The 26,223-nt window shown below is 65.5% G+C and carries 24 protein-coding genes; 8 read left to right on the top strand and 16 right to left on the bottom strand.

All coding sequences use genetic code 11. The annotated features are described in order from the left end of the window. Positions 1–15: 15 nt before the first annotated feature. The 8 genes from ACSSV4_RS07745 to ACSSV4_RS07710 all read right to left on the bottom strand — a co-directional run bounded on the left by ACSSV4_RS07745 (position 16) and on the right by ACSSV4_RS07710 (position 8,695). Positions 16–888, bottom strand: coding sequence for a TIGR01459 family HAD-type hydrolase (locus ACSSV4_RS07745; protein ID WP_454274464.1), 873 nt, complete (start codon positions 886–888; stop codon positions 16–18). 103 nt (positions 889–991) lie between these two features. Further along, positions 992–1,495: a flavin reductase family protein gene (locus tag ACSSV4_RS07740; protein WP_454274463.1), complete on the bottom strand. Its 504-nt coding sequence runs from the start codon at positions 1,493–1,495 to the stop codon at positions 992–994. Between the two features lie 169 nt (positions 1,496–1,664). Then, complete coding sequence (locus ACSSV4_RS07735; protein WP_454274462.1) at positions 1,665–3,041, bottom strand: TRAP transporter large permease; 1,377 nt, start codon at positions 3,039–3,041, stop codon at positions 1,665–1,667. After that, positions 3,041–3,721, bottom strand: coding sequence for a TRAP transporter small permease (locus ACSSV4_RS07730; RefSeq protein WP_454274461.1), 681 nt, complete (start codon positions 3,719–3,721; stop codon positions 3,041–3,043). Before ACSSV4_RS07730 ends, ACSSV4_RS07735 begins: the two co-directional genes overlap by 1 nt. A gap of 114 nt (positions 3,722–3,835) precedes the next feature. Then, the gene (locus tag ACSSV4_RS07725) at positions 3,836–4,837 is read right to left on the bottom strand and encodes a DctP family TRAP transporter solute-binding subunit (protein ID WP_454274460.1); all 1,002 of its coding nucleotides are present in this window, start codon (positions 4,835–4,837) and stop codon (positions 3,836–3,838) included. 255 nt (positions 4,838–5,092) lie between these two features. Further along, complete coding sequence (locus tag ACSSV4_RS07720; RefSeq protein WP_454274459.1) at positions 5,093–6,322, bottom strand: sigma-54-dependent transcriptional regulator; 1,230 nt, start codon at positions 6,320–6,322, stop codon at positions 5,093–5,095. Continuing rightward, complete coding sequence (locus tag ACSSV4_RS07715) at positions 6,319–8,079, bottom strand: sensor histidine kinase (RefSeq protein WP_454274526.1); 1,761 nt, start codon at positions 8,077–8,079, stop codon at positions 6,319–6,321. Before ACSSV4_RS07715 ends, ACSSV4_RS07720 begins: the two co-directional genes overlap by 4 nt. A 49-nt stretch (positions 8,080–8,128) precedes the next feature. Further along, positions 8,129–8,695: a YqgE/AlgH family protein gene (locus ACSSV4_RS07710; protein WP_454274458.1), complete on the bottom strand. Its 567-nt coding sequence runs from the start codon at positions 8,693–8,695 to the stop codon at positions 8,129–8,131. Between the two features lie 143 nt (positions 8,696–8,838). Here ACSSV4_RS07710 and ACSSV4_RS07705 point away from each other — a divergent pair, with 143 nt between their 5' ends. Beyond that, on the top strand, positions 8,839–9,651 hold the full coding sequence (locus ACSSV4_RS07705) for a protein-disulfide reductase DsbD domain-containing protein (protein ID WP_454274457.1): 813 nt from the start codon (positions 8,839–8,841) through the stop codon (positions 9,649–9,651). Positions 9,652–9,686: 35 nt separating this feature from the next. On the opposite strand, the gene ACSSV4_RS07700 is transcribed toward ACSSV4_RS07705, so the two are convergent. From ACSSV4_RS07700 to ACSSV4_RS07690, 3 genes are all read right to left on the bottom strand, one after another. Next, positions 9,687–10,517 (bottom strand): arginyltransferase, encoded by an 831-nt coding sequence (locus tag ACSSV4_RS07700; protein ID WP_454274456.1) that lies wholly within the window; start codon positions 10,515–10,517, stop codon positions 9,687–9,689. 77 nt (positions 10,518–10,594) lie between these two features. Further along, positions 10,595–11,044, bottom strand: a complete 450-nt coding sequence (locus tag ACSSV4_RS07695; RefSeq protein ID WP_454274455.1) for an RDD family protein — start codon at positions 11,042–11,044, stop codon at positions 10,595–10,597. Positions 11,045–11,110: 66 nt separating this feature from the next. Next, the gene (locus ACSSV4_RS07690; RefSeq protein WP_454274454.1) at positions 11,111–11,578 is read right to left on the bottom strand and encodes a YbaK/EbsC family protein; all 468 of its coding nucleotides are present in this window, start codon (positions 11,576–11,578) and stop codon (positions 11,111–11,113) included. A gap of 79 nt (positions 11,579–11,657) precedes the next feature. Here ACSSV4_RS07690 and ACSSV4_RS07685 point away from each other — a divergent pair, with 79 nt between their 5' ends. The 5 genes from ACSSV4_RS07685 (at position 11,658) to ACSSV4_RS07665 (ending at position 17,272) form a co-directional block, all read left to right on the top strand. Next, positions 11,658–14,444 carry a [protein-PII] uridylyltransferase family protein gene (locus ACSSV4_RS07685; protein WP_454274453.1) on the top strand — a complete coding sequence of 929 codons (2,787 nt, stop codon included), beginning with the start codon at positions 11,658–11,660 and terminating at the stop codon, positions 14,442–14,444. Between the two features lie 9 nt (positions 14,445–14,453). Continuing rightward, positions 14,454–14,726 (top strand): hypothetical protein, encoded by a 273-nt coding sequence (locus tag ACSSV4_RS07680; RefSeq protein ID WP_454274525.1) that lies wholly within the window; start codon positions 14,454–14,456, stop codon positions 14,724–14,726. A 130-nt stretch (positions 14,727–14,856) separates the two neighbouring features. Further along, positions 14,857–15,492, top strand: a complete 636-nt coding sequence (locus tag ACSSV4_RS07675) for a DUF6778 family protein (RefSeq protein ID WP_454274452.1) — start codon at positions 14,857–14,859, stop codon at positions 15,490–15,492. A gap of 38 nt (positions 15,493–15,530) precedes the next feature. Next, positions 15,531–16,727: an RSP_2647 family RNA methyltransferase gene (locus tag ACSSV4_RS07670; RefSeq protein WP_454274451.1), complete on the top strand. Its 1,197-nt coding sequence runs from the start codon at positions 15,531–15,533 to the stop codon at positions 16,725–16,727. Continuing rightward, positions 16,724–17,272, top strand: a complete 549-nt coding sequence (locus ACSSV4_RS07665; protein ID WP_454274450.1) for an RSP_2648 family PIN domain-containing protein — start codon at positions 16,724–16,726, stop codon at positions 17,270–17,272. Before ACSSV4_RS07670 ends, ACSSV4_RS07665 begins: the two co-directional genes overlap by 4 nt. A 17-nt stretch (positions 17,273–17,289) precedes the next feature. Here ACSSV4_RS07665 and ACSSV4_RS07660 read toward each other — a convergent pair whose 3' ends face one another. After that, positions 17,290–17,982 carry a DUF502 domain-containing protein gene (locus ACSSV4_RS07660; RefSeq protein WP_454274449.1) on the bottom strand — a complete coding sequence of 231 codons (693 nt, stop codon included), beginning with the start codon at positions 17,980–17,982 and terminating at the stop codon, positions 17,290–17,292. Between the two features lie 248 nt (positions 17,983–18,230). Here ACSSV4_RS07660 and rpsB point away from each other — a divergent pair, with 248 nt between their 5' ends. Both rpsB and tsf read left to right on the top strand, forming a co-directional pair. Continuing rightward, complete coding sequence (rpsB, locus tag ACSSV4_RS07655; protein WP_454274448.1) at positions 18,231–19,007, top strand: 30S ribosomal protein S2; 777 nt, start codon at positions 18,231–18,233, stop codon at positions 19,005–19,007. Positions 19,008–19,080: 73 nt separating this feature from the next. Continuing rightward, positions 19,081–19,953, top strand: coding sequence for a translation elongation factor Ts (gene tsf, locus ACSSV4_RS07650; protein ID WP_454274447.1), 873 nt, complete (start codon positions 19,081–19,083; stop codon positions 19,951–19,953). A 382-nt stretch (positions 19,954–20,335) separates the two neighbouring features. Here tsf and ACSSV4_RS07645 read toward each other — a convergent pair whose 3' ends face one another. The 4 genes from ACSSV4_RS07645 to ACSSV4_RS07630 all read right to left on the bottom strand — a co-directional run bounded on the left by ACSSV4_RS07645 (position 20,336) and on the right by ACSSV4_RS07630 (position 26,137). Next, positions 20,336–21,091, bottom strand: a complete 756-nt coding sequence (locus tag ACSSV4_RS07645; protein ID WP_454274446.1) for a LuxR family transcriptional regulator — start codon at positions 21,089–21,091, stop codon at positions 20,336–20,338. Continuing rightward, entirely contained in the window at positions 21,088–21,531 is a 444-nt protein-coding gene (aroQ, locus tag ACSSV4_RS07640) for a type II 3-dehydroquinate dehydratase (protein ID WP_454274445.1), read from the bottom strand. Before aroQ ends, ACSSV4_RS07645 begins: the two co-directional genes overlap by 4 nt. A gap of 422 nt (positions 21,532–21,953) precedes the next feature. Further along, positions 21,954–25,031, bottom strand: coding sequence for an efflux RND transporter permease subunit (locus ACSSV4_RS07635; RefSeq protein WP_454274444.1), 3,078 nt, complete (start codon positions 25,029–25,031; stop codon positions 21,954–21,956). Then, a complete protein-coding gene (locus tag ACSSV4_RS07630) occupies positions 25,028–26,137 on the bottom strand; it encodes an efflux RND transporter periplasmic adaptor subunit (RefSeq protein ID WP_454274443.1) in 1,110 nt (369 codons plus the stop codon). Before ACSSV4_RS07630 ends, ACSSV4_RS07635 begins: the two co-directional genes overlap by 4 nt. Positions 26,138–26,223: the final 86 nt, after the last annotated feature.

Below are 26,223 nucleotides of genomic sequence, written 5' to 3'. Positions count from 1 at the left end.
AGCAAGCGGATTCTGTCAGCGCAGGAAACCGATCGCATAGGTCGGCGCCGACATTTCCTTTTCAAGATAATCGCTTAGCGCCTGTTCTTCGGGCTGCTGCGACGTTTTGGTCTCCTTCGCGGCCAGCCCGCCGGTGATGAAAAGGGAATCGATATCCTCGCCCATCGCGCCCTTGATATCGGTCTGCACCCCGTCACCGATGGCGAGGATACGGTGGTTTTCGACGTCGCGTCCCAAGGACGCCAGCCGCCGCCGCGCAAGATCGTAGATCGGCGGATGCGGCTTGCCGAAATAGAGGCTCTCACCCCCCATCTCGGTATAGAGTCGGGCGAGCGCGCCGGCGCACCATTCCCGCCGCTCGCCGCGATCCACCACGATATCGGGGTTCGCGCAGAGCAGTTTGAGCCCCTTCTGCTTGGCATAAAGGAACTGCGGGCGCATCTCGGCGGGGTCGGCATTGGGATCGAAGGGACCGGCGCAGACGATGCCCTCGGCCTCTTCCAGCGGCACGCGGGTCACCTCGACCGGGTCGTCGATGATCTGGAGCGGCTCGAAGAAACTCTCGTCATGGGCCTGGCCGATGAACCACAGCTTTTGCCCCACGACGCCGCGGAACATCGCCGCGCGGGCGCTGTCACCGGAGGTGGCGATGCTGTCCCAGGCATCGGTCGGCACGCCGAACCCGTCGAGTTGCCGCGCCACCGAGTCGCGGGCGCGCGGTGCGTTGGTCACCAGGATCACGGCGCCACCGGCCTTGCGGTAGGTCTGCAAGGCCGCAACCGCCTCGGGCAGAGCGCGCACGCCGTCATGCACGCAGCCCCAGAGATCGACGAAGAGCGCGTCGTAGCGGTCGGATACCTCGCTCAGGGCGGTGATGATACGGGTCATGGGCACGTCTCCTTGGCTGGCTCGCGCGCAGATATGGCAGGCGTGGTGCGGTTTGGCCAGCCGGGCGATCTGAGTATTTTCGCCATAAAGAAACGGGAAGCTGTCAGTCGCGATGCGGGCGCACGATATGGTAGTCGCCGCTCAGATAGGTCAGCGGCCGTTCGCCTGCGTTGCTGATCCGGGCGACCCGCCCGATGCAGATCGCGTGGCTGCCGTGGATCATCCGGTCGGTGAGCACACAGGAAAAGGCCGTCGCGCGTGGCAGGATGGGGCCGTGGGCATCGGGCTCGAAGGACAGGCCGACAAAGCGGTCCTCGGGATCGTCCGGCGAGGGCCCGGCAAAGGCACGCGCCACCTCGACCGCATGTTCGGCCAGGATATTGACGCAGAAGCCGCGGTTCTCGGCCACGGTGCGCGCGATCCTGCTGTCGACGCGCAGGCACACGAGCACTGACGGCGGATCGGCCGAGAGCGAGGTGAAGGCGCTGACCGTGGCCCCTGCGCGCCCCGCAGGCCCATCGGTCGTGACCACGGTGACGGTGCTCGCAACCTGCCGCATGGCCGCAAGAAAGGCGTCACGGTGCACGCTCAGGGTCTCTTGGGTCACGCGTCTCTCCTCGATTGGGCCTTATGGGTAGCGATGAAACATGGCGTGGTAAAGACGCCATTGCGACACCGCAGGTAGCGCGCGCTGCGCGGTGTTTCAAATCGCAAATGTAAACGCCACGCGGAGAGGGGCACTCCTCGCGTGGCGTCTCAGGCGCGGTCTGCCCGCGTCAGTTGGTGATGATTTCCGGTCCCATGAAGGTATTGGGCAGGACGGTCGATATCCATGGCACATAGGTGATGATGATCAGGAACACGAACAGCACCGCGAGGAAGGGCAGGGCAGCGCGCACCACCGCCATCATCGGCATGCCCGCCACGCCGGAGGTGACGAAGAGGTTGAGCCCCACCGGTGGCGTGATCATGCCGATCTCCATGTTGACCACCATGATGATGCCAAGGTGAATGGGGTCGATCCCAAGCTCGATGGCGATCGGAAAGACCAATGGCGCGACGATCACCAGAAGGCCCGAGGGCTCCATGAATTGCCCGCCGATCAGCAGGATCACGTTGACCACGATCAGGAACATCACCGGTCCAAAGCCCGCCCCGAGCATGGCATTGGCGATGCTTTGCGGGATCTGCTCGTCGGTCAGCACATGCTTGAGGATGAGCGCGTTGGCGATCACGAAGAGGAGCGTCACCGTGAGCCTGCCCGCCTCGAAAAGCGTTTTCTTGGTGTCGGGGTGCACAAACGCGGTGATCAGCGCGTGCGGCTTGCGCAGGAGGCTTGTGTTCTTGCCCTCGCCGGTGGTGGCGAGGGGCCCCATGTCACGGTAGATGAAGCAGGCGATGAAGAAGGAATAGACCGCCGCCACCGCCGCCGCCTCTGTGGGCGTGAAGATGCCGCCATAGATGCCGCCGAGGATGATGACGATCAGAAACAGGCCCCAGCCCGCCTCACGCCCCGAGGCCCAGATCTCGCCCCAGCCCTGCCAGTCGCCTTTCGGCAGGTTGCGGACCTTGGCGATGACATAGATCGTCGTCATCAGCATGAACCCGGCCAGCAGGCCCGGGATGACCCCGGCAAGAAACATCCGTCCGACCGACACATCGACCGAGGCCGCATAGACCACCATCACGATGGAGGGCGGGATGAGGATGCCGAGCGTGCCGGCGTTACAGATCACGCCGGCGGCGAATTCCTTGGTATAGCCGACCTGCCGCATGCCCGCGATGACGATCGTACCGATGGCCACCACCGTGGCGGGCGAGGAGCCCGAGAGCGCCGCGAAGAGCATGCAGGCAAATACCCCCGCGATGGCAAGCCCGCCCGGCAGGTGCCCGACGCAGGCGATGGAGAAGCGAATGATCCGCTGCGCCACGCCGCCCGTGGTCATGAAGGCCGAGGCGAGGACGAAGAACGGGATCGCGAGCAGGGTGTAATGGCCCACGAACGCCTCAAGCAGGGTGCCTGCAACCGAGGCGAGCGAGCTTTCGGAATAGATCAGCAGGAAGATGGTCGAGCTGAGACCGAGCGAGACGGCAATCGGCACGCCGATCAGCAGCAGCCCGATCACCATGGAAAAGAGAAGGACGACATCCATCAGTTGGATCCTCCGCGGCTGTCCTGCGCATGGCTTGCGCGGAACTCGTCAAGCTCTTCCTCGACCTCGTGGCTGGCCACCAGCCGGTCGACATCGCCGCGCCAGATGGCGACAGCCACTTGCGAAAAGCGCAGCACCAGCAGAAGCGCCGAGACCGGCAGCACGATATAGGGCACGACCTTGGGCAGTTTCTCGTAGGTTTCGCCGTAATTGATCATGTCCTCCAGAAAGCGGAAGGCACCGACCATCGGCACATCCTGCACCTCGTAAAAGCTCTGGCTGCGGGCCTCCATGTCGAAGCCGGTCGGGAACCAGCGCCCCGATGTGGGGGGCAGGTCGGCAAAGACCGCCCAGTAATCGTAGCAGCCCTTGAGCAGGAGCAAGGAGAAGACGAGGCAGGCCGTCACGGAGATGAGGGCGAGCACGCGGCGCGCCGGTTGCGAGACCATGTTGAGGATCGCGTCCACCCCCAGATGCGCGTGTTTCTTGACCGCGTAGGAGGCCCCCAGAAGCACCAGCCAGCCGAACATGAACACCGTCAGTTCGAGCGCCCAGAGGATGTTCGAGTTGAACATGTAGCGTGCCACCACATTGGCGAAGGTGATGAGAGTCATCAGTCCGAGCAGCACGGCGATCACCGTCTCCTCGATCTGGTCGATTAGCCCTGTCCTGTGCTGCATCGTCCCGGTTCCCTGATTTTTCAAAAGGTTCTTGCACGTCGGGCGGGCCACGGGGGCCCGCCCGATACTGATACCGATGCCCCGATGATGCGGGGCGGCACCGTCAATTCAGCTTTACGAACTGCTGTTGGAGGCCACTGCGGCGTCGATGTTCTCGGCTCCGACATCGCCCTTGAACTGCTCCCAGACGGGCTTCATCGCCTCAACCCACTTTTCGCGCTGCTCGGGCGTCAGCTGACGCACCTCGCCACCCGCGTCGATGATCGCCTGCTTGGCCTCCTGGTTGACCTTGGAGGAGTCGGCATTGCGCGTCTCGGTCACCTCGGCGACGATGGTCAGGAACTGGTCGCGCACGTCCGGCTCAAGGCTGTCGAGCCAGTCGACGCTGGTCACCAGCAGGTAGTCGATGATGCCGTGATTGGTCTCGGTGATGCCGTCCTGCACTTCGAAGAACTTCTTGCCGTAGATGTTCGACCAGGTGTTTTCCTGCCCGTCAACGACACCCTGCTGCAGCGCGCCGTAGACCTCGGAAAAGGCCATCTTCTGCGGGCTGCCGCCGATTGCCTCCATCTGTGCCACGAGCACGTCCGAGGATTGCACGCGGAACTTGAGGCCATTGGCGTCCGACGGCTCCAGCAGCGGCACATTGGCCGACATCTGCTTCATGCCGTTATGCCAGTAGGCGAGACCCTGAAGGCCGCGGCGCTGCATGCTGTCGAGCATCGCCTGACCGGTCTCGGAGGCCTGGAAACGGTCGACGGCATGCACGTCCGAGAACAGGAAGGGCAGGTCGAAGAGGCGGAACTGCTTGGTGAATTTCTCGAATTTCGACAGGCTGGGCGCAGCCAGCTGCACATCGCCCTGCAGCATCGATTCGAGCACCTTGTCATCGTTGTAGAGCGTGGAGTTCGGATAGACCTCCATGCACATGGTGCCGTTCATTTCCTCGTTGACGCGGCTTTCCAGCAGCGAGGCGGCGATGCCTTTGGGGTGCTTGTCGGTGTTGGTGACGTGGCTGAACTTGACGACGATCTCACCATCGTCACAGGCGGCCATCGCGGTGCCTGCGAAGGCGGTCAGCGCCAGTGCCGATACGGCAGCGGTCAGGAATTTCATGTGGGTCTCCTCCCATGGATTTCTGTCATTTCCGAAACGCCCGGTTCGGGGCGCGGTATCGCTATGGTGAGAGAATCATGCGCGCCGCTCAAGTTGTTGCGTGATTCTCGGGCGATTTGCCTGCTTTTTGACCTTTTATCAGTCTGTTGAAGGGTGAGTCTCACATGGCAGGTTTGCGCCTGCATCATGGCTTGTGCGGTAATCCGCACGTGCGCCGCCGCAAGTGTGCGGATTTCCGCACGTCCGGGGCAAGACTCAACGGCGATAATCCTCGGGCCGAATCCCGTAGCGCGCCAGCTTGTCGTAAAACGTCTTGCGCGGCAGCTTGAGCGCCTGTGCGGCCTGCGCCGCGCGCCCGTTCTGCCGCCCCAGCGCCGCAACCAAAAGCGAGCGTTCGACCCGCGCCATCTGTTCCGCAAGCCCCAGCTCCGCCGCCTCCGCCGCGCTGTCGGGCATGCCGAGCACAAAGCGCATCGCCGCCGACATCAGCGAGCGGGCATTGCCGGGCCAGTCCTGCGCCATCAGCGCGGCAAGGTGATCGGGGCTGATTTCGGGGGCCGAGAGCCCGGCCTGTTCGGCGGCCTGCGCCACGTAATGCCGAAACAGCACCGGGATATCCTCGGGCCGTTCCGACAGCGCCGGGATGCGCACGCGCAGCACCTCCAGCCGATAGAAGAGATCGGCGTTGAAGCGGCCCTCGGCAGCGGCCTGCGCCAGTTCGGCCGTGCTGCCCGCAATCAGCCGCGCCTCACCCCCGGGATCGAGCCGTTCGAGCAGCGAATATTGGCTCACCTTGGGCAGAGCCATGATTTCGTCGAGAAAGAGATTGCCGCCCGCCGCCTGCGCATAGGCGGCATCGAGCGCGTCGGGATCGAGCCCCGCCGCCGCGCGCTTGACGAAAGGGCCACTCGCGCCCCGCGACATCAGATGGATGACCTCGGCCACCTTGGAGACACCCGCGCCGGGCGGGCCGGTGACCAGCACCTCGGTACCGGCACGTGCTGCCTGTCGCACGGTCTGGCGCATGTCTTCGGCCAGGTGCGAGGTGCCAAAGAGCATCCGCGCCGCCGGGTCGCCGGTTTCAAGCTGCGCCTTCAACCGGCGGTTCTCCAGCACCAGACGGCGGTTCTTGAGCGCGCGTTCCAGCACCGGGATAAGCTGATCCGGCGCACAGGGCTTCTCGAGAAAATCGAACGCGCCGTCGCCCATCGCCTTGACCGCCATCGGGATATCGCCCTCGCCGGTCAGCAGGATCACCGGCAATTCATCGTCCAGCGTGCGGGTATAGCTGAGCAGGTGAAACCCGTCGCGCCCCGGCATGCGGATGTCCGACAGGATCACGCCGGGAAAACCGGGCGCGATGTGGTCCTTGGCCTCGATGAAGGATCCGGCGGCGCGTACCTTGTAATCCGCCAGTTCCAGCGTCTGCGTCAGCGCCTCGCGCACGGGGCGGTCGTCATCGACGATCAGCACCTCGCCGATCATGCCGCCCCCTCCTGTTGCTCTGCCCATGGCTCCAGCTCGACGGTGAATTCCGCGCCGTGGCCGGTATTGGCCCCGCTGATCTTTCCGCCGAAGCTCTGGACGAGGCCATAGGAGATCGACAGGCCGAGCCCCATCCCGTCGCCCGCACCAATCAGCTTGGTGGAATAGAACGGATCGAAGATTTTCTCCGGCTCCTCGATACCCGGCCCGGTATCCGACAGGCGCAGCGTGACCGGCGCGCCATCGGTAAGGGTGATCGAAAGGCGGCGCTCGGCGCTATCGGACATGGCGTCGGCGGCATTGGCAATCAGGTTGAGCACGACCTGCCCGAGCCGCACCTCGCCGCCGCGCACCGGAACGGGCCGGGCAGGGGGCTGCCAATCGACCTTGATGCCATCCTTGGCCAGCCGTTCGGCGGTCATCTCGAGCGCGGACTGCACAACCTGCACCATGTCGACGCGGGTCACAGGCTCGTTCTCGTTGCGCACGAAAGCGCGCAGGTTGCGGATGATGCGGCTCATCCGGTGGGCCATCTCGTCGATGCGGGCGAGGTTCTCGGCGGCCTTGTCAGGCGTGCCACGTTGCAGGAACGCGCCACCATTCGCGGCGAATTGCCGGATCGCCATCAGCGGCTGGTTGAGCTCGTGGCTGATCCCGGCGCTCATCTTGCCAAGCGCGCTGAGCTTGTCGGCCTGCACCAGTTCGGCCTGTGCGCGGCGCAGTGCAGCCTCTGCCTCCTGCCGCTCGCGGATCTCGCGGCGCAGGGCAAGGTTGGTCTCTGTGAGACTCGCCGTGCGGTCGGCGACGCGGCGTTCCAGTTCGGCATTGGCGCGCGCCAGCGTGCGGCGGCGCTCCTGCGCGAAAAGCAGCAGCGCGCCAAAGAACAGGAGCAGCCCGCCCACGGCCCCCGCCTGCAACATCGCGATGCGCCGCGCGGGGGCCACATCGACCAGCGCCGCGCCGGTCATGCCGATGCGCGGCAGCGCCTCGCTGACCTGAAGCGCGCGGCGCGGCAGGTAGGGGCCAAGATCGATCTGCCAGATCTCATGCGGGCCGCTGCGGGTCTGCGTGAACCGGACCGGCGCGCCTCCAGGCGGCACCAGCTGCGCCTCACCCGGCACCTTGCCCCAGCCCAGCAACTCGGAGCGGTTGGACATGAAGACGCGGCCCGCCTCGTCGACCAGAAACACCGCCGTCTGCAAGCCGCGCCAGCCGAATTCGACATTCTCGGCATTGGCCACGGCGATCAGCGCGCCGTTGACCCTGCCATCCGCGCCAAAGGACGGGGCGGCGAATTGAAACAGCCGTGACGTGCCCGAGGCCTGCATCGAGTGGGTCGTGCCAAGCGCGCCGTCCATCGCCCGGGCAAATGCCTCGGAGCCGGTGAGGTTCGGCGGCGGGGTGCCTCGGGTGCCCGCCAGCAGATCGCCCCGAGCGTTCACAAAATAGAGCCCGGTCGCCCCGGTACGGTCTGCCGAAGCGGTCAACAGCCGGTTCGCTGCCGCCTCCTGATGCGGGGCGCGCGCGCCGGTCAGCACGGTCAGCGTCGGATGCCCGGCCAGCGCCACCGCCTGATCGCGGTAGCGTTGCAGATCCGAGACCAGCCCGCCCAGCACCAGCGACATATCCGCCGTGCCCCGGCGCGCCAGCGCGTCGAGCGCCTGGCCGTAGCCATACTGCCAGACCGCTCCGGTCACCAGGGCAGTGACCAGCAGGAACGGGGCGACAAGCAGGGTCCGTGAGGCGCGGAGAAACATGGGGGCCAATCTATCAGCGCGCGCCAGCGCTTGACCAGCGGCAATCCGCTCAGGCGCGGCCCGCGTCCGACGAGAGCATCAGCGCCGAGACACCAAGCCGACCGAGCGCGGTTTCCCACTTGTCGGCATCGCGGGTGGCAAAGACCAGATCCATGTCGGCCTCGCAGGTGAGCCAGCCATTCTGTGCAATCTCCGCCTCAAGCTGCCCCGGCCCCCAGCCGGCATAGCCAAGCGCCAGAAGCGCATGGGTCGGACCACGCCCCTCTGCAAGATCCTCGAGGATGTCGAGCGTCGCGGTCATCGCGAAGGCGTCGTTCACCTCAAGCGACGAGATCGCCGAGTGATAGCCACGATCATGCAGCACAAAGCCGCGCCCATGCTCCACCGGGCCGCCGAAATGCACCGGAAGGTTGCGCATTTCGATGCCTGGCGTGATCTCCAACTGTTCCAGAAGGTCGCGCATGCGCAGCTCCTGCGTGGGCTTGTTGATGATCAGTCCCATCGTCCCTTCGGCGGAATGGGCACACAGGAACACCACCGCATTTGCGAAACGCGGATCGCCCATCTCGGGCATCGCAATCAGTATTTTTCCTGTCAGATCGGTATTATCCGTCACCGTTTGCCTCTCGTCGTGGTGACTCCAGAATGGGGGCGCGCGCCGCCCGGTGCAAGGTGGGCGTTCACCTTGTGGCAAGATTTCTCGCTGGAATGTGAGTTGGCATTTCCGGCGGAATCCCCCATTTGATACTCATGTTCAAAATGCTGATCCCCCTAATCGTGCCGGTTGCACTGGCGTTCGCGGCCCCGGCATCGGCGCAATCGGTCGATGACATGGTTACGGTCTCCGTGCTTCCGGGCTGGCGGATGCAGGATGGCAGCCATATGGCGGCGCTGCGGTTCGAGATGGAGCCGGGCTGGAAAACCTATTGGCGCGCGCCGGGTGACGCCGGGATTCCGCCGCGCTTCGACTGGCGCGGCTCAAGCAACCTCAAGACGATCGAGATCATCTGGCCGACGCCGCAGCAAACCATGACCAGCGGGTTGCGCACCATCGGCTATGAGCACGATCTGGTGCTGCCGGTGCGGCTCACCCCGGATCGCGCGGATCAGCCGATCTCGCTCGCCGCAGAGATCGAGATCGGCCTGTGCAGCGATATCTGCGTGCCCGTGCAGATGGAGACCGGACTCGAGCTGCCGCTTGGCCCGGGAGAGCGCGATCCGAGGATTGCCGCAGCGCTCGCCGCGCGGCCCTACACCGCCGAGGAGGCTGGGGTGGGGCGGGTCGCCTGCACGGTCGCACCGCTGGCCGGGGGCGGCATGCGCCTGGTGGCCGAGATCGAGATGAAACAGATGGGCGCGCAGGAAATGGTCGTGGTGGAGACGGGCAATCCGCAGCTCTGGATCGCGCACACCGACACGCAGCGCACCGGCCAGACCCTGCAGGCCGAGACCGAATTGCACCACGTTGAGGGGCTGGGCTTCATGCTCGACCGGTCGGGCCTGCGGTTCACGGTGCTCAGCACCGGGGATGCGGTGGATATCCGGGGCTGTGCCGCCCCTGATCCGGCGTAGCGTTCCGCCTCAGCGCCGCACCCCAGCGCCCCACCTCAGCGCCCGGTGCGCCGGGCCGGGCCACCATCGGGCAGGGCGATATTGGCGACCTGCTCGGAAATCGGATCGTTGACCAGCGGATGCGCCTGCGAGCGGAACGCATCCGGGTCGCGCATCTTCTGCCAGTTGTTGCCAATATAGACCTCAAGCCCGGAAAACGCCGCCTTGTAGCCCATCTTGGGGCTGCCGGGCACCCAGTAGCCCAGATAGACGTAGGGCAGGTCATTCTCGCGTGCGATCTCGATATGATCCATGATCACATGGGTACCGAGCGATGCCCGGGGCATGTCGGGCTCATAGAAGGAATAGACCATGCTCACCCCGTCATCGAGGATGTCGGTGAGGCAGACGGCGATCAGCGCATCCTCCTCGGGGTCGCTATATTCCACCACCCGCGTGCGGATCGGCGTTTCCTCGATCATCGCGGCAAATTCGAACGTGTCCATGTCGGCCATGCCGCCGGTGGCGTGACGACTCTCCAGATAGCGGCGGAAGAGGTCGTATTGATCCTCGGTCGCCCAGGGCGAGGTCGCCCGGCGCTTGAGATGCGCGTTGCGGCGCGCGGTGCGCTTCTGGCTCTTGGAGGCGGTGAACTCCGCCACGTTGATCCGCGCCGAAAGACAGGCCGCGCAATCGGCGCAGGACGGCCGGTAAAGCACGTTCTGCGACCGGCGAAAGCCCTGTTTCGACAGCCCGTCATTCAGGCGCTGCGCGCCCTCGCCCTGCAGCGCGGTGAACAGCTTGCGTTCCATCCGCCCCGGCAGGTAGGGGCAGGGCTGCGGTGCCGTCACATAGAACTGGGGCGCTATGGGAAGCGTGTGTCGCATTGGGGTGTTCCGCGTTGTCCTTGGCCGCGACGATAACAACCATCATCGTTCCCGCCAAGAGCCTTGTCACGCCTCTGTCACATCGCGGCGCGGCGGTTGACGGCGACGCTGCCCAGAACCAGATCGCTCAGCCCCTGACCGCGCGCTCCGGTCAGCATCAGGACGATGGAAATCACCTGCAGGATCGGCAGGGCAAAGGAAATCGTCAGCCCCAGCGTATGCGCAAAGGCGAGCCCCAGGTCGAAGCGCTGGCCATCGGACCCGCGAAACTCGATCGCCATCAGCCGCATCCCCCATGTGGCCGAGCCGCGCGCGATGGTCACCACCCGGTAGGCAAAGCCCACCACCGCCATCAGCACCGGAAAGAAGAACAGGCCCGTGAAGGCGGTGAAGGGCACGATCAGCAGGCAGATCGCGATGATCAGGATGGTATCGACGATAAACGCCACCAGCCGCTTGGAGGCCACATCGGCATAGAATTCCGGTTGCCGCTCCGGGTCGGGCAGGTGCCAGGTGATGTCGCTCATGCGGGGGCCAATCGGGTCTGGGTCATGTCGCATTAGGATGGGCATGGGCGGGGCATTTGCAAGGGGTCAGCCGGTGAAAGCGGCCCCCTGCGCGCCGGAAATCCCCATCAGGCGCTCCGGTGCGATGCCGAAAAGATGCCGGGGCGTGCCCGCCGCCGCCCAGACCTCTGCGAAGGTCAAGAGATGCGGATCGAAGAACGCGCGCGGACGCGTCAGGTGCCCCACCGGCGACACGCCCCCGATGGCAAAGCCGGTCTGCGCCCGGATCAGCGCGGCATCGGCCTTGCCAAGCGCCTCACCGGCCACGGCACTCGCGCGCGCATCGTCGACACGGTTGGCGCCCGAGGTGACAAAGAGGATCGCCGTGCCGCTCAGTTCTCCGCGAAACATGATCGACTTGGCGATCTGCGCGATATCGCAGCCCACCAGATCGGCGGCCATCTGCGCGGTGGTGGCATTGCCGATCTCGACGGGCGTGATCTCCAGCCCGGCGTGCTCTAGCGCACTGGTCACGCGGGCCAAGCTCTTGCTCATGGTAGTTCTCCGGTTTTTTCCCCTTATTTCAACTCCGTCAGCCATTGACCAGACCCGCCCGCCTTGTATCACTCGTGCCATGACATTCACCGACCGCCTGACCCGCCTGCCGCGCCCCTTTGATCCCGCCGAGGGAGAGGAGGCGCGCGCCGCGCTGCCCGATCTACACGATCCGGTCTCGGATCTGCTGGACGGGGCAGGGGGGTGCAGCCCGTTCCTGAAGACGCTGATCCTGCAGGAGGCGACGTGGCTCGGGGCCGCATTCAACGCGCCCGAGACGGCGCTGAAGGGGCTGTTCGATGAATTGAAAGAGGTGCCGCCGGACCGTCTCGGCCCGGCCCTGCGCGAGGCCAAGCGGCGCGTGGCGCTGCTCACCGGGCTTGCAGATCTGGCGGGCGTCTGGCCGCTGGAGGAGGTGACGGGCCGTCTGACCGATTTTGCCGATCTGGCCTGCGATCTGGCGCTGAAGTCAGCCCTTGGTGCGGAAATCCGACGCGGCAAGCTGCCCGGCATGACCGAGGCCGACATCGCCACGGGTGCCGGAATGGTGGTGATCGCCATGGGCAAGATGGGCGCGCATGAGCTCAATTACAGCTCCGATATCGACCTCATTTGCCTGTTTGACGAGACCCGGTTTGACCGCGATGATTTCCACGAGGCGCGCGCCAGTTTTGTGCGCGCCACGCGCAAGATGTCCGCCCTGCTCAGCGACCGCACCGCCGAGGGCTATGTGTTTCGCACCGATCTGCGGCTGCGTCCGGATTCGGGCGTCACCCCGGTCTGCATGGCAATGGCCGCCGCCGAGACCTATTACGAGAGCCTGGGGCGCACATGGGAGCGCGCGGCCTATATCAAGGCGCGGGCCTGCGCGGGCGATATCGCGGCGGGCGACCGCTTTCTGTCCACGCTCACGCCCTTCGTCTGGCGCAAGCATCTCGACTTCGCAGCCATCGAGGACGCCCATAACATGCGCCTTGCGATCCGCGAGCATAAGGGCTTGGGCGGGCGCCTCTGCCTTGAGGGGCACAACATGAAGCTGGGGCGCGGTGGCATCCGCGAGATCGAGTTTTTCACCCAGACACGGCAGTTGATCGCGGGCGGGCGCGACACCGATCTGCGGGTGCGCGGCACGGTGCCGGGGCTGGCGCGGCTGGCCGAAAAGGGCTGGATTCCCGAGAGCGCCGCCGAGACGCTGACCCGTCACTACCGCTTTCACCGCGAGGTCGAGCACCGGGTGCAGATGCTGCGCGACGCGCAGACGCATCTTCTGCCGAATTCGGCCGAGGAATTCGACCGGCTCGCCGCCTTCATGGGCCGCGACACGGAGGATCTGCGCACCGATCTGGAGGCGCGGCTGACCGAGGTGCATGACCTGATCGAAGGGTTCTTCGCGCAGGATTCCGGGGCCGAGGACTGCGCCGTGCCCGACGCGCTCGACGGCGATGTGATCGCCCGCTGGCCCAGCTATCCGGCGCTGCGCTCCGCGCGGGCGGTGGAGATTTTCAAACGGCTGAAGCCCGATATCCTCGCGCGTCTCGCCCGCACCACCGAGCCGAATGAGGCCCTGCTGGCCTTTGACGGCTTCCTCTCGGGCCTGCCTGCGGGGGTGCAGGTGTTTTCGCTCTTCGAGGCCAATCCGCATCTGATCGACCTGCTTGTCGATATCGTCGGCACCGCCCCGGTGCTGGCGCAGTATCTTTCGCGCAATGCAGGCGTGTTCGACGCGGTGATCGCCGGGGATTTTTTTGCCGACTGGCCGGGGCGCACGACGCTGGAGGAGGAACTGGCGGCGCGGCTGGCGCGCGAAGCGGATTACGAGCGTGCCCTCGATGCCGCCCGGCGCTGGCACAAGGAGTGGCATTTCCGCGTCGGCGTGCATCACCTGCGCGGTCTCATCGACGCGGATCAGGCGGGGCAGCACTATGCCGATCTGGCGGGCGCGGTGATCGCGGCGGTCTGGCCCCGGGTGATCGCGCAATTCAGCGAGAAACATGGCCACCCACCGGGCCGGGGCGCGGTCGTGGTCGGCATGGGCTCGCTCGGGGCCGAACGGCTCAACGCGGGGTCCGATCTCGACCTGATCGTGATCTATGACGCGGGCGATGCGGAGGGCTCCGACGGCCGCCGCCCGCTGACGCCGCGCCCCTATTACGCGCGGCTCACCCAGGCGATGATCACCGCGCTGACCGCACCGATGGCCGAGGGGCGGCTATACGAGGTCGACATGCGGTTGCGCCCCTCGGGCAATCAGGGGCCGGTCGCGACCAGTTGGCCGTCGTTCCGGAATTACCAGCAGAACGAGGCCTGGACATGGGAGCATCTGGCGCTGACCCGGGCGCGGGTGATCACCGGGGATGCAGGGCTCGCCAAGGATGTCGAGGCGTTCCGTGCCAGCCTCATTGCCGAGAAATCCACGCCCGAACCCGCGCTTGCATCGGTCAAGGAAATGCGCGCCCGCGTGGCCGAGGCCAAGCCCTCCGACGGACCCTGGGATGCCAAGCTGGGGCCGGGCCGCCTGCTCGATCTGGAGCTTGTGGCGCAGGCCGGGAACCTGATGGCGGGGCAGGCGGCGCGTGATGTGGCGTCGGGCTTTGCGGGCGGTGTCGCAATCGGCTGGTTGAGTGACGCCGACAGCGCAGCGCTCACACGTGCCTATGCGCTTTGTTGGCGCGTGCAGATGGTGGCAAGGCTGATCAGCGACAAGACGCTCGCGCCCGACCGCATCGGCGAGGGCGGCGCGGCATTCCTGCTGCGCGCGACCGCAGAGGAGACGCTGAGCATGCTGGAAGACCGGTTGACCACCACCTGCGCGGCGGCGGCGGAGGTGATCGACGCCTGCCTCGACCGCACCCCCGGAGAGGGCTGAGCCATGGCCATGCAGCGCGATCCGCTCGACCCCAAGGGGCTCATCCGCGAAGCCTATCGCATCGACGGGATCGGGCCGGGCGAATGCCGGTCGATCTTTCTTGACTGGGCGCTGTCACAGCCGCAGGAGGACGCCCCGCAGGTGGCGATCGCCGCGCTGATCGAGCAATATGCGCCCGACAATCCCGATCACCCGATGACCCGGGTCCTGCACGAGGGGATGGAGAAATCCGCCCCCGCGCGGCGGCGCGGTGGCTGGCGGTCGCGCCCGCGAGAGAGCTGAAACAAGGCCGCGGATCTTGCCCCCGTGCCCCGCGAATGCACGCAAAATGCGCTGAATTGGTCTCAAATGCGCCCTATTGGAGCGTCATCTTCCGGTTGCACGAACAACAGGCAACGCCTTGGAGGACACCATGATCGCATTCCGTCTCGCCGCCGCACTGGCTCTGGGGTTTGGCCTGTCGGCCTGCGCCAACGTCGATACCGCCAGCCGAAACGCCCCGCTCGACAGCCCGATGATGCAGCCGGTGCCGGTCTCGCTCGACATTCAGGACATCCGCGTCTCGGTGCCCGACACGCTGCGCGTGTCCGGGGCCAACAGCTACTATCCCGGCGGCGACATCGTCTGGCGTGAAGACCCCCCCGGCGACCGCCACGCGCAGGTCAGGGCGATCTTCGAGGCCGCATTGCAGGATGGCGTGGCGCAGATGCCGAGGGGGGCCGTGCCCGCCGTGCTCGACGTCACCGTCACCCGCTTTCATGCGCTCAGCGAAAAGGCCCGCTACACCATCGGCGGGGTGCACGCGGTGCAATTCGAATTCGTTCTGCGCAACCCCGACACCGGCGCGGCCTATGGCACGCCGAAATTCGTCAAGGCCGATTTCAAGGCGTTCGGCGGCCAGAAGGCGATCAATGCCGAGCGTGAGGGCATCACCCAGAAGCGGCGCATCTCCGAGCAACTCTCGAACGTGATCCGCGCCGAATTGCTGGACCCCGAAGGCTACCACGTGCAGGCCCTCGGTCTCATGGGCGCGCTCAATCAAATCTGATCTTTCCCGGCAGTGGGAAACGGCGTAAGGGGGGCGGCATGACAGCGCCCCCTTATCCCGTGATCCGCCTGAAACCCAAGACCGACGCCCGCGCCATCCGGCACGGCGCACCTTGGGTATTCGACAACGAACTTGTCACCGACCGGCGCACCCGCGCCCTTGCCCCTGGCACGGTCGCCGTGCTGGAGGATGCCGAGCGCGCGCCGCTTGGCCTCGTGGCGGTCAACCCCGCCTCTCGTATAACGGCGCGGATGCTTGACCGCGACGCGGGCGCACGGGTTGATGCGGCGTGGTTCACGGCGCGGCTCTCGCGGGCGCAGGAATTGCGGACCCGGCTGTTCGAGCTGCCGTTCTATCGGCTCGTCCATGCCGAGGCGGATGGCCTGCCCGGCGTTGTGATCGACCGCTTCGACGACATCGCCGTGATCCAGCCCAATGCGGCCTGGGCCGAGGCGCTGCTGCCCGAGATCACGGCGGCGCTGCAAGAGGTGACAGGCGTCTCGACCGTGCTCAAGAACGCCTCGGGCCGCGCGCGCGGGCTCGAAGGGCTGGACGATCAGAGCACTGTTCTGGCGGGCACGGCCCCCGATGGACCGGTGCCGGTGCCGATGAACGGGGCCACTTATATGGCTGATCTTCTGGGCGGGCAGAAGACCGGCATTTTCTACGACCAACGCCCCAATCACGCCTTTGCCGCGCGTCTGGCTGACGGCGCGCGGGTGCTCGACATGTTTGCCCATGTCGGCGGCTTTGCCTTGGCCGCGCTTGCCGGTGGGGCCACGCATGCGCTTGCGGTCGATGGCTCCGCCCCAGCGCTCGATCTGGCGCGCGAGGGCGCGGCGCGGATGGGACAGGATGCCCGTCTCGACACCCGCAAGGGCGATGCGTTCGAGGTGATGGAGGCACTGACGCAGGAGGGGGCGCAATTCGACGTGGTGATCTGCGACCCGCCTGCTTTTGCCCCCTCGAAACCGGCGCTCGAGAAGGGGTTGCGCGCCTATGAGCGGGTGGCGCGGCTGGCGGCGGGTCTGGTGGCCCCGGGCGGCTATCTGGGGCTATGCTCCTGCTCGCATGCCGCCGACCTCACGCGCTTTCGCACCGCCTGCAATCGTGGCATCGGGCGCGCGGGGCGCGCGGGCGCGCTCATTCACACCGGCTTTGCGGGGCCGGATCATCCGCTGCATCCGCAACTGGCGGAATCGGGCTATCTCAAGGCGCTCTTTTACCGGCTATGAAGGTCCTGCTGGATACCTGCGTGATCTACCCCACGGTGATGCGCGAGATGATCCTGGGCGTGGCCGGCGCAGGGGCCTTTACCCCGCTCTGGTCCGAGCGGATCATCGCCGAATGGCTGCATGCGGCGGCGAAACTGGGCCCCGAGGCACAGGCACAGGCGGCGGGCGAGGCGGCGCTGATGGCGGCACGCTGGCCCGAGGCCCGTGTTGGCTACACACCATCTCTGGAGGCGCGGCTCTGGCTCCCCGACCCGGCGGATACCCATGTTCTGGCAGCCGCCATCGCCGGGTCCGCCGATGGCATCCTCACGTTGAACGCGCGTGATTTCCCGCGCAACGTCCTAGCCGAGGAGGGGCTCTGGCGGGCCGATCCCGACGGGTTCCTGCATGGTATCTGGCAGGCGCAGCCGGGTCAGGTCGCGGCGGTGGCCGAGGGCGTTCTGGCCAAGGCGCGCCGCCTGTCGAAAGACGATTGGGAGATGCACCCGCTGTTGAAAAAGGCCCGCTTGCCGCGTCTGGCCAAGGCGCTTGGCGCGGCACCGTAATACCGCGCCTCGTCACCTCAGGCGTCTTTCTTACGCAACTCCTCGGGCGTCTTCTGCCCCGGATAGACCAGCCCCGCCGAGATCACCAGCTTGGCGGCGTCCTCGATGCTCATGTCGAGTTCGATCACGTCCTCGCGCGGAAAGAACAAAAGAAAGCCGCTGGTCGGGTTCGGCGTGGTCGGCACGAAGACGCTCAGCAGGTCGCTGCCGGTTTGCGCCTTCTGGTTGATCTCGCCCTTGGCTTCGGTCGAGATGAAACCGATGGCCCAGATATCCTTACGCGGATATTGCACCAGACAGGCCTTTTCGAAATTGCTTTCCGTCTGGGCAAAGACCGTCTCCGCGATCTGCTTGACCCCCGAATAGATCGACCGCACCACCGGCATGCGGTCAACCAGCGATTCCGCAAACCGGATGAGCGAGCGCCCGATCAGCCCCTTGGCGACCCACCCCACAAGCACGGTGAAGATCAGGAAGATCACCACGCCCACGCCGCGCAGGTTGATGCCGATATACTGCTCGGGCTGGTAGCGGTCGGGAATGAGCGGCAGCACGAACCCATCGACCCAGCCGATCAGCGTCCACATCAGCCAGATCGTCAGGCCGACCGGGGCGATCACCACCAGACCGGTCAGAAAACTGGTGCGCAACCCGCCGAACCGGGCAGGTTTCTTCGGCGCGATCGGATACTCTTCGAAGGGCGTGGTCATGGCAACTCTCGGCACAGAACGTGGGTTATCTATGCGTATTGCGTCCCCCCCACAATGGTCCGCACAGGGGTCTCGGCAAAAAACCCCGGCGGGGCTTGCGCAGGCGGACAGGGACCGCTATACGCGCGGCACTGAAATCCGCAGGCATGGGCGGGCTGACGGGGGAGACATCCCCGTTGCAGTCCACCGGTTGAAGCATCCCGCTTCTCACCCCGTGCCAAGGCGCAAACCGGAAAAGGAATACGACCATGGCTCTTCCCGAGTTCACCATGCGTCAGCTCTTGGAAGCTGGCGTTCACTTCGGCCACCAGACGCAGCGTTGGAACCCCCGCATGGGCGAGTTCATCTACGGCGCGCGCAATGGCATCCACATCATGGATCTGACGCAGACCGTGCCGATGCTCGACGCGGCACTCAACGCGATCCGTGAATGCGTTGCCAAAAACGGCCGCGTGCTCTTTGTCGGCACCAAGCGTCAGGCCGCGCAGCCGGTGGCCGAGGCCGCCGAGAAATGCGCCCAGTATTACATGAACCACCGCTGGCTCGGCGGCACGCTGACCAACTGGCAGACCGTGTCGAAATCCATCCAGCGACTCAAGCAGATCGACGAGATCCTCGAGGCGGGCGGCGAAGGCCTGACCAAGAAAGAGCGTCTCGGCATCGAGCGCGACCAGACCAAGCTTCAGGCTTCGCTCGGCGGTATTCGCGAAATGGGCGGCGTGCCGGACATGCTCTTCGTCATCGACGTCAAGAAAGAGGCGCTTGCCGTCGCCGAGGCCAACAAACTGGGCATTCCGGTCGTGGCCGTGGTCGATACCAACTGCTCGCCCGATGGCATCGATTACATCATCCCCGGCAATGACGACGCAGCCCGCGCCATTTCGCTCTATTGCGATCTGGTCAGCCGCGCGGCGCTTGACGGCATGACCGCCCAGATGGGTGCGGCCGGTGTCGATCTCGGCGCGATGGAAGAGGCCCCGATGGAAGACGCAGTCGCGCCGGAAACCGCCGCCGCGGAAGGCTGAGACCTGTCACGAAACTGACACGGGGGCAGGGTTATCCCGCCCCCGCGATATATCGAATTTGAGGAGAGCCAAGATGGCGATCACTGCTGCAATGGTAAAAGAACTGCGCGACAGCACGGGCGCAGGCATGATGGACGCAAAGAAGGCCCTGACCGAGACCGATGGCGACATGGAAGCGGCCGTGGACTGGCTGCGCACCAAGGGTCTGGCCAAGGCGGCCAAGAAATCCGGCCGCACCGCCGCCGAGGGTCTGGTCGCGGTCAAGGTCGCAAACGGCGTGGGTGTCGCGGTCGAGATCAACTCCGAGACCGATTTTGTCGCCAAGAACGCCGATTTCCAGGCCATGGTCGCACAGATCGCCGAAGCCGCGCTTGGCGCTGCCGATATCGACGCACTGACCGCCACCGATCTGGGCGGCAAGACCGTGGGCGACACGATCACCGACAAGATTTCCACCATCGGCGAGAACATGTCGCTGCGCCGCATGGCCCGTGTCGAGGGTGACGGCGTCGTCTCTTATGTCCACAATGCCGCCGCCGAGGGCATGGGCAAGATCGGCGTTCTGGTGGCCTTCTCGGGCGACGAGGCATTCGCCCGGCAGGTCGCGATGCATATCGCCGCCACCAACCCCGCCTCGCTCGACGAGGCCTCGCTCGATCCGGCGCTTGTCGAAAAGGAAAAGCAGGTTCAGATCGACATCGCCCGTGAATCCGGTAAGCCGGATGCGGTGATCGAGAAGATGATCATCGGCCGGATGAAGAAATTCATGTCCGAGGTCACCCTGCTCGGACAGGCCTTCGTGATGAACCCCGATCTCACCGTCGAGGCCGCAGCCAAGGAGGCGGGCACGACGATTTCCGCCTTCGTGCGTCTCGAAGTGGGCGAAGGCATCGAGAAGAAGGAAGAGGATTTCGCCGCCGAAGTGGCCAAGGTCGCTCAGGGCTGAGCCAGTCGCGAGATCCGGTAGATAAGGGGCCCGGCCGGGCCCCTTTTTTCATGTCAAGGATACCCAAATCCGGGGCAGCCGAAACAAGAAACGGTGCCGCCCGAAGGGGCGGCACCGCTCATGACCGGTCGTCTATTGGGGATGAAACGACGGCCTTTACTGCATCGACTGCGCCCTCCGATGGAATAGAAGGGCGCAGCCGACATCCGGAAAGTCCGGAAAAAACGGTGACCCCTTCAAAACGCCAAAGGCTGATCGCCGTCTATACGTTCCAGGCATATAGCCACCACTCACGGAACCGTGATACCATGACGTCTTACGCTACGTAAGGAAAGTAAGGAATTCCATACCAGTACGCCAAATACTTGATTTCACACGATTTTCAGGTTTCGAGAAAGAACATCTGATTCTGGAATGCAGCTTTCAGCACCGCTTGCGCGGTGGTCTCAACGCTCAAAGCCTTTCGCGCGAGTCGCAGATGTTTCTCTACCGTTGCTGGTGTGAGGCCCATCAGCATCGCGATGTCCTGAACCGTCTTGCCGTCACCGACCCAGCCCAGCACCTCGCGCTGGCGACCGGTCAGCGCGCGCTTGGGCGGCTCATAGGGCAGGGCCTGAATGCACAGATGCGCCAGATTGTTATAGGCCAGAATGACCTCGCCGCACGTCTGCCACAGCGCATCAACCTCGCTCTGGCTCACGCCGTGCCGCGCCGTCAGGGCCATGGCCGCCTTCATCCGCGGGCGCAGCGACTTGAAACTGATCGAGTAGCCCGCCGTCACCCCATGCGCGTGGTTGAAGTCAAGCACCGCGCGCTCGTCCTCGGTAATGTCGCCCGCCATGACCCGTTCTTCCACCAGCGCCCAGGAACAGGCACCGTCGTTTTCCATGGACCAGCGCACCATCGGCGCATGGAAATAAAGCCCATCGCCGACAAAGCTTTCGATATATCCCGGCGGATGGTTGGACAGGACGACAAAATCATCGGGATCGCCAAGCGAGGTGCGGGTGCGAAACCGCGTGCAGCCATAGATCAGCCGGTCAAACCCATATTCCGCCATCTTGCGCGTGTGCAGATCCCACAGTTCCTCGATCGTGGTCGCGTTGAGAACGCGGTTGATCGTGGCGGCGTCGATCATCCGGCGCGCTCCAGATGACCGCGCATCGCGTCGAGCGCGAGAATATAGCCCTGTGCGCCAAAGCCGCAGATCACGCCGACGGCAACCTTGGCGATAAAGGACTGGTGCCGGAACGCCTCGCGCGCATGCACATTCGACAGATGCAACTCGATCGCCGGCACCTGTGCCGAACTCAACGCATCCATCAGCGCGACCGAGGTGTGGGTATAGGCACCGGCGTTCAGGATGATCCCGTCATGGTGCCCGCGCGCCGCATGGATCGCGTCGATCAGAACGCCCTCGTGATTGCTTTGATCGAAACCGATATCAACCCCGTGCGCGGCGGCATGCTCCCGGCACATGGCCTCGATATCGGCCAGCGTCGTGTGCCCGTAAACCTCGGGCTGCCGTGTTCCCAAGAGGTTGAGATTAGGGCCATTTAGAACGAGAATGGACGTCATGATGGGAATCCCTCCACGCGAGATTTAAACCGCTTTGGCTTGCTCTGTCGAGAGTGGCATGCCGGGCGCGGCATATCCGCGACGACGGGCGGCGCAGAAGCCACAGGCAAGAAAGCACAGGGCGATGAACATACATCGGGACATGGCTCATCAGATGAATTACGTCCGCTAAAGCATTGCGAGATAAGCAGTTACTTCGGAAGCGCAGTTGCCGATGGATAATGCAAATTTAACATAATACTGATTATGCGCCAAAAAACCATCCGGCCGAACCCGTCATCCGCAACGCCCCGCTCCCGCACGGGTCACCAGATGCCGCCCCATCACACGTCCCTGCCGCGACGCATGCACGAAGTCTCGGCCTCATCATCTCACGCGGAACGCCCGCTGTCTGACCCTTCGGCTCTGCCACATGCGGCCCGTCAGGCGCCGCTGTCCCGCAACTCCCGGTCCAGCGCCTCTGACGCCGAGGCCCGCGCGCGCGTCAGACCGCTCAGCAGAGCATAGGCGGCAGGCGTCAGGAACAAGGTGAATATCGCGGCCATGCCCAGCCCGCCCACGATCACCCAACCGATCGCCGCCCGCGCCTCGGCCCCCGGCCCGGTCCCGAGAATGAGCGGCAAACCGGCCATCACCGTGCAGATGAGCGTCATCGCGATCGGGCGCAGCCGCGCCAGCGCCGCCTCCTGGGCCGCATCCATCACCTCGCGCCCCTCATCGCGCAGCTGATTGGCGAACTCGACCAGCAGGATGCCGTTCTTGGCCATCACCCCGATCAGCATCAGCACGCCAATCTGGCTGTAGATATTGATCGTCGTGCCCGTCAGCAGCAGCGCGTAAATCGCGGCACAGACGCCGAACGGCACCGTCGTCATCACCACCAGCGCGCTCGTCAGGCTCTCGAACTGCGCCAGCAGCACGAGGAACACCACCAGAAGTGCTATCACATAGGTCGCGGTCAGCGCCGAGGAGGTTTCGTCCAGCGACGCGGCCTCGCCAAGAAAGATGAGGCCGATGCCGGCAGGCAGCCGCTCCTGCCCCATCGCGCGCACCTCGTCGATCACCTCGCGCAGCGTCACCTCTGGCGACACCGAGGCGTCGATCTCGATGGCGCGGCGCTGCTCATGCCGGTCCAACTCCGCCGCGACGCCGCGCTCGTTCAGGGTCACGATCTGGCTCAGAGGCACCAGATCGCCCGCATCCGAGCGGATATTGAGGTTCATCAGATCCACCGGGTCGCGCACGACGCCTTTGGCGGATTGCAGAAAGATCGGCAGCGCCTCGTCGTCGATGGTCAGTTCCGCCACCTCGTCCTCGTCGACCAGCGCGCGCAGCGTGCCCGACAGCGTCTCCATCGGCACCCGCAGATCCGAGGCGCGCTGCCGATCCACCCCGATGCTCAGCTGCGGCTGCGTCGCCTGATATTGCACCCGGATGCCCGAGACACCCGTCACCTCTGCCATATCCCGCGCGAAGGCGTCGGCGGCCTCGGCGATCTGCGGATAGTTCGGTCCGGTCAGCGCGATGCTCAAGCCCCCGCCCGATCCGCCGCGCAGCCCGAGGCTGTTGCCGCTGCGAAAGCGGGCGCGCGCGCCCGGCAGGGTTTCAAGCGCATCGCGGATCTCCGCCTCGATCTCCGCCTGCGAGACATCCCGCTCCTGCCACGGGACCAGCCGCACGCCGATGCTGCCACGGTTGAGATCATAGCGCCCGGTGATCGAATAGAGGCTCTGCGCCACGCCCTGCTCGACATAGGGGCGCAGCATGTCCTCGACCTGCACCACCTGCCGGTCGGTATAATCCAGCCCGGTGCCGTCCGGTCCCTGCACCCAGACCGAAACCATGCCGCGATCCTCGGGCGGCACCAGTTCCTCGCCCAGGCGCTCATAGACCAGCACAGCGCCACCCGCGACAAGCGTCGCCCCGACCAGCGTCACCAGCGGCGCGCGGATCATCGGGCGGATGAGCGCGCCGTAAAGCGCCGCCAGCCGAGTTCCCAACCCGCCAAAGACCCCGCCGCCGCGCCCCAACCCCTCCGACAGCGAGGCCAGCATCGGGCACATGGTCAGCGCGACAAAGGACGAGATCGCCACCGTCACCGCCAGCACGAAACCGAATTCGGTAAACAACCGCCCGGCATCGCCCGGCAAAAAGGAAATCGGCACAAAGACCGCGATCAGCGTCACCGTGGTGGCGATCACCGCGAAAAACACCTGCCCCGACCCAAGAACGGCGGCGGCGCGGCGGCCCATCCCCTCCTGCCTGCGGCGCTGGATATTCTCGGTCACGACGATGGCATCATCCACCACCAGCCCGGTCGCCAGCACCAGCGCCAGCAGCGTGATCAGGTTGATCGAGAACCCCATCAGGTAAATCCCCGCGACCGATCCCACCAAGGCAATCGGGATGGTCACGGCCGGGATCAGCGTGGCCCCGAGACGGCCGAAAAACACCCAGATCACCGCAATCACGATCACCAGCGCCACGCCAAGCGTCTTGAGCACCTCGGAAATCGCGCCCTTGATGAACACCGCATCATCGCTGGTGACGGCAAAGCCGAGATCGGGAAACCGCTGTTTCAGCCGCTCGATCGCGCCGCTCACCTCGTCGGAGATCCGCACCGTATTGGACTGCGCCTGCCGCACGATCCCGAGGCTGACCACCTGCCGCCCATCAAGCCGCGCAACGCTGTCGGGCGCGGCCAGCCCGAAATAGACCTCGGCCACATCCCCCAGCCGCACCCGGTCATTGAGCAGCAACTCCTCGATGCGCGCAGGCTCGGCCACGGTGGCGTCGGCGCGCACCAGCACCTCCAGCGGCCCCGAGGAAAAACTGCCCACCGGCACGTCGAACTGCGCCGCGCGCAAAACCTCCGCAACCTCGCCAATCGAAAGGCCGAAGGCCGCCAGCCGGTCCGGCCTGACCTCGACCCGCAAGACCCGCTGCCGATCCCCGAACAAGACAACCTCGGCCACGCCATCCACGGCGGTGAACTCGGTGGCGATGGCATCCTCGACCAGCCGCGTCAATTCCCCGATGGATCGCTCATCACTCCAGACCGCGACATCTACGACCGGATCGGCATCCTCCTCGGATTTCACCACGAACAGATCCTCGACCCCGTCCGGCAGCCGCGTCTCGACCCGGCTCACCGCCTCGCGCACGTCATTGGCGGCATTGGCCAGATCGCGATCCGCGCTGAACTCCACCCGCATCCGGAAATTGCCCTCTTCCGAAGAGGTGCGCACCGCCTCGACCCCGGCGACCCGCGCCACAGCGCCCTCGACCAGTGAGGCCACCTCGGCATCGACCGTGGTCGGCGACGCACCGGGATAATTGGCACGCACCGAAACGATGGGCCGGTCCACATCGGGCAATTCGCGCACCTCGATGCCAAAGAGCGCGCCAATGCCCGCGATCACGATCAAGAGGCTCATCACCGCCGCAAGCCAGGGCCGCCGCACGCTCAGATCGGAAATGCCGCGCCCGCCCCTGCTCATGAGCGCACCGCGTCCGGATCGTTGAGCACATTGACCTCGATACCGGGACGCAGCCGCTGCGTGCCCTCGACGATGATCCGCTCCCCCTCGGTCAGTGGCCCGTCGACGATCACCTGCCCGTCGCGGCGGCGCACCAGTTCCACCCGAACGGGCTCTGCCGCGCCATCAGCGATGCGCCAGATCTGCAACGCCCCGCCCGAGAATTGCAGCGCCAGTTCCGGCACCGCCGGATAGCTTTTGCCGGGCAGGTCCAGCCGGATCGAGAACGACGCGCCGGGCCGCAGCAGATCGCCCGCGTTGTCGATGGCGGCGCGCACCCGCGCGGTGCGGGTTGCGGCCTCGACGCGGCTGTCGATGGCCACCACCTCGCCATCAAAGCGGCGCCCCTCGACCGCCGGGGTCTGCGCGCTGACCTTCAGGCCGATCCGCATCCGGCCCAGCAGGGCCTCGGGCAGATCGAACTCCACCAGAATTCGGCTGCGGTCATCATAGCTGGCAATCGCGTCATCGACGACGATCCGGTCGCCGACCTCGACGCTTGCCAGCCCCGACACCCCGTCAAAGGGCGCGCGCAATGTGCGATCCTCCAGATCGGCGCGGGCCTGCTCGACCGCAATCCGCGCCACCTTGAAATCGGTCTCGGCCTCCTCGAAACGCGCGGTGGCGGCGGCACCGGTATCCTGCAACGCGCGGTAGCGATTGCGCTCGGATGTGGCGCGCTCCAGCCGTGCCTCGGCCAGCGCCAGCGCCAGCCGCTCGTCGGTATCGCGCAGGTGCAACAGGACATCGCCCGTCTCGAACCGCGCGCCGGGGGCGATGGCAAGCTCGGTAATCTCGCCACTCGCAGGCGCCCGCAGCGTGACCGACCGCAGGGCAAGGCCGGTGCCGATGGCCGAAAAGCTCAGATCATCGCGCATGGTTCGCACCTCGGCGGCAATCACCGGAACGCCGGGCGCCTGTGCCCCCTGCCCGGCCTGCTGCGCGGGCTCTGCCGGACGCATGTTCATCGCGGCGCTCAGCTCGGCGCGATAGTGCCACACCAGCCCTGCCCCCGCGATCAACAGCGCGGAAATGACAATCTGTTTCGCAACGCCCGCTCTGTGCACCTGTCTTCTCTGTCGCTGATTCCGTGTCTGGGTCTACCTAGGGCGAACCGGGCCGCTGTCACGAAGAAGGGGCGTTTCTCGCAACC

The sequence above is a fragment of the Roseovarius sp. MBR-154 genome (assembly GCF_053628595.1).
Note: the sequence above shows the minus strand (reverse complement) of the source record. Positions and strands in the feature narration are given on the sequence as shown.

Coding starts and splice junctions, on each gene's coding strand:
- ACSSV4_RS07635 (WP_454274444.1), bottom strand. CDS start 25,031: ATGAGCAGGGGCGGGCGCGGCATTTCCGATCTGAGCGTGCGGCGGCCC.
- ACSSV4_RS07690 (WP_454274454.1), bottom strand. CDS start 11,578: ATGAGCAAGAGCTTGGCCCGCGTGACCAGTGCGCTAGAGCACGCCGGG.
- ACSSV4_RS07680 (WP_454274525.1), top strand. CDS start 14,454: ATGCAGCGCGATCCGCTCGACCCCAAGGGGCTCATCCGCGAAGCCTAT.
- ACSSV4_RS07705 (WP_454274457.1), top strand. CDS start 8,839: ATGCTGATCCCCCTAATCGTGCCGGTTGCACTGGCGTTCGCGGCCCCG.
- ACSSV4_RS07715 (WP_454274526.1), bottom strand. CDS start 8,079: ATGTTTCTCCGCGCCTCACGGACCCTGCTTGTCGCCCCGTTCCTGCTG.
- rpsB (WP_454274448.1), top strand. CDS start 18,231: ATGGCTCTTCCCGAGTTCACCATGCGTCAGCTCTTGGAAGCTGGCGTT.
- ACSSV4_RS07670 (WP_454274451.1), top strand. CDS start 15,531: ATGACAGCGCCCCCTTATCCCGTGATCCGCCTGAAACCCAAGACCGAC.
- ACSSV4_RS07735 (WP_454274462.1), bottom strand. CDS start 3,041: ATGGATGTCGTCCTTCTCTTTTCCATGGTGATCGGGCTGCTGCTGATC.
- aroQ (WP_454274445.1), bottom strand. CDS start 21,531: ATGACGTCCATTCTCGTTCTAAATGGCCCTAATCTCAACCTCTTGGGA.
- ACSSV4_RS07660 (WP_454274449.1), bottom strand. CDS start 17,982: ATGACCACGCCCTTCGAAGAGTATCCGATCGCGCCGAAGAAACCTGCC.
- ACSSV4_RS07720 (WP_454274459.1), bottom strand. CDS start 6,322: ATGATCGGCGAGGTGCTGATCGTCGATGACGACCGCCCCGTGCGCGAG.
- ACSSV4_RS07725 (WP_454274460.1), bottom strand. CDS start 4,837: ATGAAATTCCTGACCGCTGCCGTATCGGCACTGGCGCTGACCGCCTTC.
- ACSSV4_RS07695 (WP_454274455.1), bottom strand. CDS start 11,044: ATGAGCGACATCACCTGGCACCTGCCCGACCCGGAGCGGCAACCGGAA.
- tsf (WP_454274447.1), top strand. CDS start 19,081: ATGGCGATCACTGCTGCAATGGTAAAAGAACTGCGCGACAGCACGGGC.
- ACSSV4_RS07645 (WP_454274446.1), bottom strand. CDS start 21,091: ATGATCGACGCCGCCACGATCAACCGCGTTCTCAACGCGACCACGATC.
- ACSSV4_RS07665 (WP_454274450.1), top strand. CDS start 16,724: ATGAAGGTCCTGCTGGATACCTGCGTGATCTACCCCACGGTGATGCGC.
- ACSSV4_RS07745 (WP_454274464.1), bottom strand. CDS start 888: ATGACCCGTATCATCACCGCCCTGAGCGAGGTATCCGACCGCTACGAC.
- ACSSV4_RS07685 (WP_454274453.1), top strand. CDS start 11,658: ATGACATTCACCGACCGCCTGACCCGCCTGCCGCGCCCCTTTGATCCC.
- ACSSV4_RS07730 (WP_454274461.1), bottom strand. CDS start 3,721: ATGCAGCACAGGACAGGGCTAATCGACCAGATCGAGGAGACGGTGATC.
- ACSSV4_RS07700 (WP_454274456.1), bottom strand. CDS start 10,517: ATGCGACACACGCTTCCCATAGCGCCCCAGTTCTATGTGACGGCACCG.
- ACSSV4_RS07675 (WP_454274452.1), top strand. CDS start 14,857: ATGATCGCATTCCGTCTCGCCGCCGCACTGGCTCTGGGGTTTGGCCTG.